Here is a 13,732-nt window from a genome sequence, read left to right on the forward strand (position 1 = left end):
TTTTCCGCTACCTGTGACAATTTTTGTTATGATTTGTTGTTCTGTACGTTAGTTTCACTAGACCCAAACAGCACATATTTTATGTGTTCTAATGGATACTATTTTACAGAAAGGGCTAAAGTGCCCAATATCCTTATTGGTGAATTCCATCACAATTCATCCTACTCATTGAGGATCACTTTCTCCCAAGGTATAAAAAATTGTGAAAATCTGTATCACTACTCATAATCACATCTCTTAAAAACAATAAACCTTAATGGGAGTATCCATTCAATTGCCGGCATAGCGCCGGCTTTTTGTTTTTTTGGGGGAGAAAACATTTTTAAACTTACGTATGTGATTAAATAAGGAAGATAATAACAAATTTATTATTTTTATAAGCCTCAAAGCTGTACTTTATTTCTGTACTTCATTTGTTAAGAATCAATACAAGATATAAGTTTTGTTCTGTTATTTAACGTTGTTGGTATCTCCAACGATTTATCACTTTTTCCATGTCTTTTAAATTAGAGGCTGCTTTTTGCCAGCCTAAATCAAAATCAATATCGCTTGATTTAGGAAGCTGATCTTTTTCTAAGTTTTTAATCATAATTCTGGAAGGTAGTGTTGCCGCCTCACCTAAAAATATAGCTTCTTGTCGGCGTAATCCTGATAACATCTTGGTTAAGCCTGTCATTGAGTCAGGCAAAATACTTTTGACATGTTCTCGATCAGTATCATTTGTTATACGCAAGACAATCCAAGAATTACATTGAGAGAGGACCGTAGCCTCTACCTCACTTGGACGTTGCGATATTAAAAATAATCCAACGCCATATTTTCTACCTTCTTTTGCGATTCTTCTAATTGCTGATTGAGCTGCTTCATATTGAGCCTCCCCTTTATTCGGGACATAACGATGGGCTTCTTCACACACAAGAAGAACAGGACTATTTTGTCTTTCCTCTTCTGACTGCCATACTTTTATTTGAAATATAATTCGGGCAATAGCGGCACTTGTAATTCCAGCAATTTCATTGGGTATGCCTGATAAATCTACTATTTGGATAGACGTCTCTGAGGTTAAAAATTGACTAAGAATACTAGGTAAAGGATCGGACTTGCCATCCCAACCTTTCATCATGAACTTTAATCTACCATCTTTTAAGAGAGAGCTAATTTTACGAATAACTTTATTGTAGTCTTCATGTTGGTTTTGACTTTTATTATTTGGACGCTGTTTATTTATTTCTCCAATTAAACCTTCTGTATATAGTTCATTATTTTTTTTCCCAAATTCATCTATGCCATTCGGATCTCCCAAAATATATGGGATGGGAGAATCGACTGTTAATAGACTTTTATCTAATAATAACTTATTTGCGGCTTGTTCACGGATTGCTATTAATGCGTTCTTAACTATATTAGATTGAGATGTAGCTGCGTACTCTGTCTTTCCTATAAATAAACTTATAGTTTCTTCAAGATCTAATAGCCAATAAGGAAGCTTTAATGATCCTTCATCTGTAGATAGGCGTTGATGATTTGGAAAAGATTTTCCATATTCATTATGAGGATCTAAGATAATAATCTGTGGATGCCAACGTTCATAGTGAGCAATATTCCCTCGTTCTAAGATGCTATGCAATACAGCTGAGACTGTTCCTGATTTTCCTGATCCTGTAGACCCTAATATTGCGGTATGCTTTCCAAGCAATTCATTAAGTTCAGCATAACAGGGGGATCCTGAACCAACATGCTCTCCTAAATGAATAATTGCACCTTGTGTATTACCATATATATATTTCAGTTCGGATTTTTGTGTAATGTAAATGGTTTGCTGGGGAAGTGGGTAAGTAGCAACACCTCTCTGAAATTCTAAAGAAGGGCTCTCATCTGCACCTATTCTCCACTCACCCTCACCGAATAGATCTGCCTCTATAATTCTTTCATCGGAAGATACAACAGGGATTCCATTCTCTAATTCGTAGTCAGCTTTCATTCGTAGGCGACTAACTAAACCATAAATTGATTTTCGCCCAAAATGTACTTTTATAATAGAACCAAACTGGCCTATAGGATAGTTTTCTCCCGCAAATACCCTAGATAGATCTAATAGTAGGGGGTCTAATTCTGCAATAATACGAGTACCATCAACTTCGATAATTTTACCGATAGCAAGATTATCAATAGGTTTAATAAGTTGGTTTATCATGTTAAATCCGTCCTTCTAAAATTTGAGTTAAATTTTCAAACTTCCACCATTTAATATCATTTTCAGAAATTATCTGTTGATCTGCATGATAAAATCCCTTATTAGCAAAAATTAATAATTGCTTGTTTATATCAGGATTATTATTCCAGTCTTTAATAATACCAGTTGGTTCATTATCGCTGATAAAAGCTAAGACAGTTAAATTACCTTTAGAGTTTTTGAGGCCTCTTTCAATTTCTAAATTGATGTGTGAATCTCCAAAACTATAACCACTAATTAATAAGACTTTTTGTTTTCCATTTTGAGGATTTAAAATACCTCTTGCTTTATGCATCAAGTATGCATATGGATCTAACTGCGTTTCTCTATATTTAGTAGATGCAGGCCATATCATTATTTTTGCTGACGGATCCTTTTGAAAGTTAAGTCGATTGTTAACTCTAAACGGAGTGAAAGAAGAAGGATCCTCTGACCAATTGATGGAACCATGTAGTTTTAAAACTTTAGCTTCTAAATCACTTTTTTCAAATACATCAGGGTTCCACCATCCTGATACTCCTCCCTCTAAGCCATCGGCATATTTTATTCTTGAAAGAGCTAAAGCATCTTCTATTAAAGTATCGTAATTCATCACTAGATAATCGATACATTCTGATGACTTTTTACCCGGTCGAATAGGTCGATGTAATGATTCAATAAATTTAATATGCGTATCAATTGTTACATCTTTATTTATCACAGAAAAGATGGCTAATTTAATTTCTTCGACAGCTTTTAATAATTGATCATGCTCATATCTTTTCTTATCGATCGAAATAGAGTTATCATCCACATTTCTATTAAAGCGACGGGCTGTAATGGCTAACCAATCAATTAATTCACTGAGGTAATCTTCAATATGAGCAGCGGGATTGGCTCCCTTAAACTTAGATTGAATAGCTTTTAAAATTTCTTTAGATGTGGTAGAGAGGCTCTCGTTTTTCAAGACCTCTTCCGTCAGCTTATTTGTTAAAGGCAATCCGGCGCAGAAACTTGCCCCTGCTCCTAATAAAACAATTTTAGAGTGGGTTAAAAGCTCTTCTAATTTGCGAATAACTTCTTTAAAATCATTTTTCTCAAAAATAGTGGTGTTTAATGACATAGAATCCTCTTTTGATATTCTGAACTTTATGGTCAAGTTAATATTATTTCCTAACAACCTCCCCAGTCGTGTTATTCATACGATATTGATTGATAGTCCCATCACTAATTTTTTTTACTACTTCTATAATAGTTTCTAAGGGGACATTAAACCATTCTTGTGGCTGATATCGACTTCCATCCTTACCTATTAAAGTGACTTTAAGCCTTTGAGCTTCGAGGAAAGTATGCGTTAATCTTTCAAGTTTATGAGGATTGACATGCCGGCATTCGAAAAACTTTACAAGCTCGACAGGCGCTTCTAGAAAAGCAATATCATTCTCGGCATTCTTAATTCGATCTTCAATCGTTGTGGTTGTAAAACCAATCTTATAAAGATTTTCGTATATAGCTAGGGAAGGGTTATTACTCAAAGAGCGTAAAATATAAAGATAACCTAATGGCTTATCTTTATGAGAGATATTAAGTAGAGACTCTGTTACGGCATCGGCTCCTTGTAAGATGCGCCGTCCATTATCTTCTTTATATAAAGAAGCTGCTAGTGATCTCATTAACATATTGGATTCTAATCCATTTTCAAAAATCAGACGCATTCTTGGGTTATGAACATCCTCTCGTTCACTCTCTTTAGCAATAGAATCAACAAAACAGGCAACTCCCTTAAGGATAAAAAAATCTCCCTCTCGTATTTGGGAATTATTACTAAACTTTTGTAATTGAAATTCTCCATCTTTAAGTTTTTGATGCATCTCAATGAATAACGGTTTAAATCTCCAAAAGTCAGGGCACTCTTTTCTCTCAGCTACGTCATCTGGCATCTCTTTATTTTGTTTGATCTTCGGTATATGTTTTAGCTCAAATATTCCGCTGTTATCTTTTAAAAGATCACCGGCAATATTAAAGATATCCTCTAAAGAAGTTACCTCTTCTGCTTTAGAAATGTTATTTTTTATGTTTATATCTTTATTTGTAGCTACTGAAGTCGCTTCCTTTGTAAGGAGGTTATGGTGATCCATCTGCCGTAATATATTATTATCAGAGTGCTTTTCAATAATACTATGTAGTGATTCTGCTAATATCATTTCAGTGATATCAGTACTTTCTACCTCGGGTAATCGAGATTTTTGATCAATGAATTGATTAATCTCATCAAATTTAGAGACTAAAGCACTTTGTATTTTATTGTTACTATTTTTAGGCTTAATATTTTTAAGCAGGCCATGCGGATCATTTTGACCACTGAGAATCTCCTCAAAAGTTAGGGAAGGGAGCTCATTTTTTATCCCATAGAGTTTCATTCTTACCCCTCCTGTTGTCTCTTTTCAGCATATTTTCTTTGGATATATAACAGTCCTTCCGCTAACCGACGCTCAATATTATCATTGCTATCCACATCTGGATGTCGATTATTATCAGCTATAAATTGATTAATTTTAGGCCAAAGCATCACAGCTTCTTCTTCCGTCATATTGATCTTTTGAGAAGCTAAAGTCTGTTGCAAAGTCTTTAAGAGTGTTGCATCTATGCTTTTAGAGAGAACTTCATAAGCACCTTGAAAAGGATTTACAGAAGCGATTAAGTCTACATTTAAATCATCCAGATTAATAAATCGATTACCAATATTGATAAATTGCTGCCCACTATAATCACTCGATGTAGGATGAGTGCCTCCTCTATTTGATGCTAATTCTCCCTCAACAATGGCATCTTCAGGTAGGGCATTACCTTCTATTATCCCTCCATTTTGCCGAATGAATAGACTGGTTAATAATCCTTGATGAATTTGATCAACTTCTTCCTCATTTAAATCGGGATGTAATTGTCGGATGATTTTAGGGATCATTAATTTATTCACAACTTCCGTTTCTATTAAACCTTGTTCAGACCAATAGGCTTGTTGCGCTTCTTGAGTATTTAATAGAGTTGCGAAAATATCATCAGTAGAACCATTTAAGATATCTAATACCTTTTTAGAGGGTGCTTTAGTTGTATCGTCTATTACAATAGTTCCTGGCGGTAAAGTCTCCCCTTCTACAACTGATGATCTTGGTCTAAAAGTGATATTCGGTTTTAGAATTTGTTCCATCAATAGAGAAGCACTAATGGCTTTTAACATCGTGTTTACAGAGATAACGACATCTTCATCAGTTGCATCAGGTTGTGGAATAAGATTAGTAAATTGTGCATGGGTTTTACCCTCGCAATCCCGTGTTGCACGGCCAATGATTTGTACTATTTCAGTTAGAGAGTTTCGGAACCCAACGGTTAATGCATGTTCACACCAAGGCCAATCAAAACCTTCTTTAGCCATCCCTAGAGCAATAATGATATCGATATCATTGGCATGATTTACATTGCGAAGATATTCCATAACAATAGGGCGCTCTTTACTATCATCAACAAGATCGGCTACTTTTATAAGCTTCCCATCATTATAACGCCTTAATGTCAAAATATGAGTGTCTGGGTCTTTTGATACAAACTCTCCAATCACATCATGGATATGTCCCACTTCTGCATATTTATTGCCTGTAGAAGCTGAAGAATTAACATGGGGTATATGAATTAATGTTTTTTGATTGGTATCTAAGACTTCTGATAGAGCATCAATATAACGCCCTTGATAGAAATGATATCCAATTCCAAGAGATTTCAGATATTGATAGCCATTGAGCTGTTCGTAGTAGGTGTAAGTCACTTTATCGAATTTAGCTTCATCTTCTGGTAATAAGATTGGTACCGAATCTCCTCTAAAGTAAGAACCTGTCATTGCAATAATATGAGCATTTGATCCATGCATTACTTCATCGATCAGTTTTCCGAGAATGTTTTCTTCACCTGCAGAAACATGATGAAATTCGTCGATTGCCAACACAGTATTATTAAAGTCTTGAGGCTCTAATTTTTTAAAAGCATGTCGTAATGTTGCGTGAGTACAGAGAATGATCGCATCTCTCGGTTGATTACTTTTGATAAACTCGATAAAGCGATCCACTTTACCGCTAGTTTCACTTTCGGTTAAACAGAGATTATTTTTATTTTCAATATGCCAATTAGTAAAAAAGCCATGGCTTGTAAGATCCGTATCTTTAAAAGAGCCTCCGATAGACATTTCAGGAACAGTAACAATAGCTTTACGGATACCTTGTCGATGTAACTTATCTAAAGCTAAAAACATTAAAGCTCTCGATTTACCTGATGCAGGTGGTGCTTTAATTAATAGATATTGACTATTGCGATAGGCGTAAGCTCTTGCTTGCATCTCTCGCATACCCATCGCATTATTTTGAGTGCTAGCACCTGTCTGCTCATAGGTGACTTCTACTAAATTGACAGTTTTGCTCATTTTATCTCCCCACTATTTTTTCTTTTTCTTATTTTTCTCTTCATTAATAAGTTTTTCATAGAGTTTAAATAGATATTCAACTCGTTCTGTACTATCTCGAAATGGTGCATCTCGGTAGAGTTTTTCAACAGCTCTATCGAGAGTCTCATGAGCTTTTAATAGATCTGCCGGCATTTTGTCTGGATCATAGAGTTCCGCTAAAGTCTTGTCCGGATAGCGAGCTCTAGCCCGTAAAATTTCTTTGGCAAGCTTTTCAATCTGTTCCCGGCGTTGAGGTCCGATATTTTGAGGCCAGGGGAAGGTGTTATATACAATGTTAGCTGAGTACCTGTAGTCTGACTTTAATCTACCAGCAATCAACCTCATCCAATCATTATGTATAATAGATGTTAATATACCAAAATCATATAATGTCCCATTATCAACAAATAAATTAGCATTAGTTGTAATAATATTGCTATTCATAAATCCTATAGGTATGTATTTTCTTTTTTCTGAGGTTGTTCTGGGTATTAAGATATAGTTTTCAGCTTTGGGAGTCCTAATTTCACCAAATAGGTGTGGTATATTTGCTAATTTTCTAGTTGATTTTTTTGTACTTAAAGCACGATAGCTTTGTATTTCACGAAATTTTTTTTCTAAAAGAGGGTGATTAAATAAGTGAATAGGAGGGGGATTTGTATGAAACCATAAGCACCATCGTTGAATATTATTTAAGTACTCTTGTGCCCCAACTATTTGAAAAATATATTGTTCAAGAGAAGGGATTTCAGATAGTAAATTATTTTTTTCATCTACGGATAATAATAATTCTCCATTATCGACAGGAATACTTCCGCAGATAGCTAGGTTAACCTTATTAATAGGATTAGATCTATTTTTAATGGCAATATTATTTCCTTCAGTTAAATAGGGACTAATGTTACTAACAGAGATTTGATGCCAATTTTTATTGATTTCTCGATAGATAAATTTATTCTTTTTTATGAAAGTATCTTTTTTAAAAGATAAGCCAATTATTACTACATATACAGAGGCTTTATCCTTGGCATTATTTGCCCATAAAAATGACTGATAAGCAAAGTCAATTTCCAAACCTAAGTCAAAAATAGGCTCCCATAATGGTGCAACTTGAATACCTTGACATATTGAGTTAGTTGCAACTAATGCCATTTTTGCATTCGTTTTTTGAATGTACTGAGCTCCAAGCCAAAACCAAGATGTTACATAATCAAGGGATTTAAAAGTTTTAAAGCCTTTAAATACAATTTCCATATCTTCAGATTGCTCTTCTGAACGGCTATTGACGCCACCAAAAGGTGGGTTACCGACAACGTAAACCTCCTCACCTTTGTTAGCTGGACAAAATCCTACCCAATCGGTTCTAAGGCTATTACCTTGAATAACATTTCCACTTTCATGTAAAGGGAGTGTTGGGATATAACTTTTTAAAGTTCGATTAAACTCATAATTCATCTGATGTTCTGCAAGCCATAAAGAGAGTAGGGCTATCTCGTGAGCAAAATCATCTATTTCAATGCCGTAGAAATGATTTAGCCGAATATTCGACATCATCATCTCAGGATCTTCATTCAAATCAGAAAGAGCTTGATAGATACGGATTTCTAATTTTCGAAGCTCTTTAAAGGCAATAATTAAGAAGTTTCCCGAACCACAAGCTGGATCAAATACCCGAATATTGCCTAAACGCAATAACAGTTCTTTAAGTTTCTTTTCGCTATGCCTGCTTTTGATAAATTCCTCTTCTAATTCATCGAGAAAAAGAGGGCGTAATACTTTCATGATATTAGGAACAGAGGTGTAGTGTTGCCCTAGTCGACGTCTTTGATTCTCATGAATTACCGCTTGGAACATCGATCCAAAGATATCCGGATTAATTTCAGACCAATTAAGAGAGCTGCACTCTAGTAACATCCTCCGAGTACGAGCGTCAAATTTAGGAATGGTCTCTTCATCCTCAAATAACTTACCATTAACATAAGGGAAGTCAGTGAGGTGAGATGGTGAACTTTGGCGTAAATCGGATGTAGGCTCACTATTTAAAATCGAGAATAGAGATTTTAAAAATGGCTTTAAATCTGAACCATCTGTTTTGGTATATTTAGCAACTGTATCGCTAAATTGGTTTTTCTTGAAAATGTCGGTATCTTCTGCGAAAAAACAGAATAATAGACGGGTTAAAAAGACATTGAGAGCATGAATCTCTTGGTCTGTAGTAAGATTGTTTTTATAACGTATTAGATCAAATAGCCTACTCAGTCGTTCTGCTGCCTTTACATCAGCGGGATTATCGGTATATTCAGCTCCTTTTTCATATCCAGCTAGCGGCAAAAAGAAACCATACTCTTTATGAAGCTCTGTAAAGGGGCAGTCGATCATCTCATCATTTTCAACATCATAAGCTAGGATGTCTTGATAATCGGTAATAATGATAAAAGCGATATTTTTGGATTGAATGATACTATTTTTCTTTAAAGTATCTAGTGTATCTAATAGCTTAGCTCCATCTTTAATGGGTTTAAAATAGATTCCTTTTTGATTAGCAACCTCTCCTTCTAAAGGTGCTAAAGCAACATTAATGTTGTCGTTATCGCCAGAAACAGTCTTTTTTAAACGAGTAATAGTAGATTTAGGGAAATCATAAAGATGTAAAAATTCAAAGATAAAATTATCGTAATCCTTGTTTTGAGTAAGTTTTTCTAATTTATCGAATAATTCTGTTTGATTGATCGCCATTTATGAAACCTATAAGAAAATTACTATTAATCGAATAGGGAATAGTTTATCACTTTTAATATTTTTTAAATGACTATCTAATTATTACATGGTAGCTATCTATTTGATCACAATCTTCTATTTTACAGATATATTTGATTTCACTATACCGCCAACAGATAGATAAATCCTCCGATGGTTAGTGGGGATAGAATGGTACTTAGTAACAGTGCCGAGGGCATATTTTTTTCTGCCACTTTATATTCGATTGCAAATACAACGATGATCGGCATTGCCGGAATTGCCATTGTAATCACCGCTTGAGCAACTGTTTTATGATCGAGTCCCAATGCAGATGCCGCAAAATAGATCGCTGCCGGTGCCGCAATATTCTTTAATATAACAATAAACCATGTTAAAAAATCTAATCGAATTTTGTAGGCGGCTAACATAATCCCGGAAGCAAAAAGGGCGACTCCGGAGGCTGATGATCCCAATAAATTGAGGGATTTACCAAAAAGAGAGGAGAGATCGAGGCCTGAAAAGACAATAATAACAGCAAGAATTGGTGCCCATACTAAAGGTTTTTGTACAGTCTCTTTTAAGTGCTCAATAAATATGGAGCCGGCATCTTCTTCTATCTCTTTATCATTTTCTGCTTGCTCACTCTTCATTTTTCCGACCGTTAAAAGATAAACAGTGAAGGGGACGATCGTAACGTTAATGACGATACTACCGATAGCCATCGGTACTGCACCAGATGTGCCGAAGACACCTTCAAGAATTGCAGGACCAAAAAAAGGAACGGCAGGTCCGGCAACAGCAACCGCTACTAATGCGCTAGCGCTAAGGGATAATCTTAGTAAGAGGCGAGAGATAAAATAGACAACAATATAGGTAATAACAACACCTGCAGTAATTGTTGTAAATAAGGGGAGACTTTCAATTAAATATTCGCGAGAAGTACTGATTGTTCCGGCAAAAATTGCCATCGGAACGGCATATGTTAAGACCATTCGATTTAAAATCGGCGCATCACTACTGGTGAAATCATGGTGCCATGAAGCGAAAAAACCGAGTAACAGCGTTACAACTATAGGGAGCGTTGTATCTAATACAGTCATCATCATATCGATCACCTTATTTGGGAGTGGTAGCTTCTTGTGGTAGGTATTTTACAAATCTTTATAAGATCTCCTCTTTATAATTTTTATAAAATATTTTGCAAATGTTTTCCATCTATTTTTGAATATACATGAATATATATTTAAAAATATATATTCCAGTTGATGTTTAAGTGATGTTTAAATGATATTTAAGCGACAGTAGATGGAGGATTTGTAGCGCTACTCTCTCAAAATGGGGCTTAAATCTTCAAAAGTGGTTGATCTATATGCAATTATTGAGTTTTATCATAGACAATATTCCTAATAACCCGTTAATATTGTATCTGGTAGATCAATTTGAGAGGCAGGGTATCGATACTGCCGATTACATTAATTTCCCAATCATTTCAATACATTGATATCTTAAAAGAGAGGCTTTATGGGCGCTTCCGCTGCTGCCGGTGGTTTTATTATTGTTATCTTTATTGCCATCCTTGGCTTTCTACTCTTTTTAGGATTGTGGATCTATCGCCGGCGTTATTTACGAGGATCGAGGGAGATCTCTAAGCTCAAACTCTTTGGGATCAATCTATCGATGGTGATTACGGTTTTCCCGGCAGTTATGCTTCTTTGGACAATCTTTGTTACAGAAATCACCGATCTAATCGCTGAAAAGCGAGCTTTAGAAGAGCTTAATGAGCGTTATTTTCAAGTGAAAGAAAATTTGAATTTTGGCGAGATCGTAATCCCGGCACAATCATGGATTAATCTCGATTCCCCCACAGATTATCCATTAGAGAGCCTAAAAGATATCCGCCAAGGCATCGATAGTGTCCGTTTTTCAACGCCTCAAGGGATTCATCAGATCGAAACTTCTGCCTTTGAGTTCAACTACCGAGGTATTGGTCTTGAGCTTGCCGAGGCGTATCAATATGAGAAGGATGGTGAGATTCACCATTGCGAAAAAGGATGGATTGTGATGCTCAACTATCCAGAAGGGATCGATTGGCATACGCGCTATAGAGCAGAGAATGATCAATGGTTTAATCCTTCAACCTGGAAGATCGATAACTGCTTTGAGATGACAAATGGCGTCGCCGTCTTCGGCGTGGGTGAATATGGGCTCTATTTGTTGGATAGGTATTAAAAGAGGGTATTAAAAATAGGTCATTAAACAGATTCTATAAAACAGAATCTGTTGTTCTTGCTGATTATTCTAAAAGTTTAGTTCCTCTTCTAATAATAAGCGATAGATGAAGCCTCCAGCATTGGATAATATATATCTTCCTGCTGCTGTTTTATGCATTAAGGCGCGGTCAACCATTATATTTTCAATAGATTTGGTCAATGGGGTGGCTATATCACAGGCTTTTAAAATTCTCTCTGCTTCCTCTTCTAAACCGATATCATCCGCTGTTTGAGTATCAATTCCACCTTTGGGATCTTTAAGTATCTCTGGTGAAATACCTCTAATTGCTAATCCACGACATAATACAATCAGAATGACTTGAACATTTGCCCCAACTTCATTTAAGGTATCTCTTTCTGGACGAGCAATGTAATAAGAATCATCACCAATAGCGATGATTTCAAATCCAAGTAGGTCATATAACTTTTTATAGATATCGATATGTTTGATTAATTCAGAAAATTTAGCTGATGGAATGAACTCATTATTGTGTATATCATATTTATTGATCACTTTTCCGCTAATGAAATCTTTATAAATCTCCTTGGTGGCAATGGGATCTAACTCTGCAATATTTACAATAGACTGATTTTTTGGAATTGCATCAAATTGTGTCTTCATCTCTCTTTTTCTCCATAAGCTTCTTAATAGGGTAGCTAAGCTCCTGTTGGTTATATCGTATTGTGTTACGTTTTAGCGCAGTAGTAATAACGTATTTTTTATCTAGAAAGGCTTTAGCATCATAAATATCTTTCAAGGAGTATTGCTCAATTTTATCCGATAGATAGTGATGAATAGCAAGATAGAGATCATCGCAATCTTTATTCTGAAATGAGCGCATTAACGATTTAATTCTTTCTACTCGTTTACGCTTGAGAATATGCTCTTTACTATTTTTACCTTTTACTACCGGCATCTGTTTTTTACTGCTGAATGCGGTAACACTATCTAATTTTCCTCTGATATATTCATATGTGACTTCTATATTGAAGTTGTTAGGTAACTCAATTAAGGGTTTGGTTAAGTTGGTACGTGACCAACTCGTTAATTGATTAAAAATTTTGGCAGGTTGAAAGAACTCATGCTGCGGGGAGAGTAATTTTCCTGTTAACTTACTATCTAGGAGCTCAATGACCAATGAGTTAAGCTTATTGTAGTGTTGTTCAACTCTATTATAGAGGGCACGCTGTTTCTGGCTCATATCGATATAGCGATGTAATTTACGACGAATATCAGTAATGATTTCAATAAATGATAATAGACGCATCTCTATAATTGAGATAGTTCTCGCTTCTTCATAAAAAGTGGAATGATTTAGTTTTTCTCTTATTTTTCTAATAAGGTAGATTGCTGAAGAGTCTTTTGTCATAGCCTCTTCATTGAGAAAAGCGAGCGTGGGCAATATATTGCGTTGATAAATATGTGCAATCTCTTTAAAAGCTTTTTCTACTTGTTCTGTTGGGGTATGCTTTTCAAAATCGTGACTATCTACAATTTCAGATAAACGTTTGGCATTGCCATCTAGCGCCCTGACATTATGCTCTATTTTAGAAAAGACATCCTGCATGGTATCCATTAAAGCATCAATATGCTCCATAAATTCAGGATGATAGTGACTATAATTATCTGTATTTTGATTAAAGTAATCATAGAATATTCTAATTTGTGAATAGATAACGTCTAAATCTGGTTGCCCGAGCTCTCTTAGCCTTGTGGAATCGATATTTTTAATCACCGAAAGTAGATCATTTTTGATACGAAAAATGCCTTTTGCATTATCAATATATGCTATCTGGTTACATTGATTGAGGTTGTGAAGCGATAATGCAGAGGCGATCCTCTTCTGATCGTTAATATCCGCTACTCTTTGTTGGATATAATTCTCTAATATGCCTTCATATACAAATATCTGGAAATCTGAACTCTTTCTAGGCTCTTCATTATAGTAGTCAATGACATTATAAAATATCTCAACGTGCTGAAAGAGAATAGCAAGCGTATTATGTGCATTAGTTTTCATA

At 35.3% G+C, this 13,732-nt stretch carries 9 protein-coding genes; 1 reads left to right on the forward strand and 8 read right to left on the reverse strand.

Annotated elements, in window-relative coordinates:
* Positions 1 to 454: 454 nt before the first annotated feature.
* The 6 genes from DC082_RS01445 to DC082_RS01470 form a co-directional block, all read right to left on the reverse strand.
* Positions 455 to 2,194: an ATP-binding protein gene (locus DC082_RS01445; RefSeq protein WP_109235440.1), complete on the reverse strand. Its 1,740-nt coding sequence runs from the start codon at positions 2,192 to 2,194 to the stop codon at positions 455 to 457.
* A gap of 1 nt (position 2,195) precedes the next feature.
* Positions 2,196 to 3,335 (reverse strand): SIR2 family protein, encoded by a 1,140-nt coding sequence (locus tag DC082_RS01450; protein WP_109235441.1) that lies wholly within the window; start codon positions 3,333 to 3,335, stop codon positions 2,196 to 2,198.
* A 43-nt stretch (positions 3,336 to 3,378) separates the two neighbouring features.
* Complete coding sequence (locus tag DC082_RS01455) at positions 3,379 to 4,632, reverse strand: GIY-YIG nuclease family protein (protein ID WP_109235442.1); 1,254 nt, start codon at positions 4,630 to 4,632, stop codon at positions 3,379 to 3,381.
* A gap of 2 nt (positions 4,633 to 4,634) precedes the next feature.
* On the reverse strand, positions 4,635 to 6,680 hold the full coding sequence (locus DC082_RS01460; RefSeq protein WP_189363293.1) for a DEAD/DEAH box helicase: 2,046 nt from the start codon (positions 6,678 to 6,680) through the stop codon (positions 4,635 to 4,637).
* A gap of 12 nt (positions 6,681 to 6,692) precedes the next feature.
* Entirely contained in the window at positions 6,693 to 9,437 is a 2,745-nt protein-coding gene (locus DC082_RS01465; protein ID WP_109235443.1) for a class I SAM-dependent DNA methyltransferase, read from the reverse strand.
* Positions 9,438 to 9,580: 143 nt separating this feature from the next.
* Positions 9,581 to 10,546, reverse strand: coding sequence for an AEC family transporter (locus tag DC082_RS01470; protein ID WP_109235444.1), 966 nt, complete (start codon positions 10,544 to 10,546; stop codon positions 9,581 to 9,583).
* Positions 10,547 to 10,961: 415 nt separating this feature from the next.
* Here DC082_RS01470 and DC082_RS01475 point away from each other — a divergent pair, with 415 nt between their 5' ends.
* The gene (locus tag DC082_RS01475) at positions 10,962 to 11,669 is read left to right on the forward strand and encodes a hypothetical protein (protein ID WP_109235445.1); all 708 of its coding nucleotides are present in this window, start codon (positions 10,962 to 10,964) and stop codon (positions 11,667 to 11,669) included.
* A gap of 69 nt (positions 11,670 to 11,738) precedes the next feature.
* Here the strand turns inward: DC082_RS01475 and DC082_RS01480 are convergent, their stop codons facing one another.
* Together DC082_RS01480 and DC082_RS01485 are read right to left on the reverse strand one after the other, a co-directional pair.
* On the reverse strand, positions 11,739 to 12,332 hold the full coding sequence (locus DC082_RS01480; RefSeq protein ID WP_109235446.1) for a condensin complex protein MksE: 594 nt from the start codon (positions 12,330 to 12,332) through the stop codon (positions 11,739 to 11,741).
* Positions 12,316 to 13,731, reverse strand: coding sequence for a hypothetical protein (locus DC082_RS01485; RefSeq protein WP_109235447.1), 1,416 nt, complete (start codon positions 13,729 to 13,731; stop codon positions 12,316 to 12,318). Before DC082_RS01485 ends, DC082_RS01480 begins: the two co-directional genes overlap by 17 nt.
* Position 13,732 lies beyond the last annotated feature (1 nt).

This window comes from Ignatzschineria indica (assembly GCF_003121925.1).
Lineage (GTDB): Bacteria > Pseudomonadota > Gammaproteobacteria > Cardiobacteriales > Wohlfahrtiimonadaceae > Ignatzschineria > Ignatzschineria indica.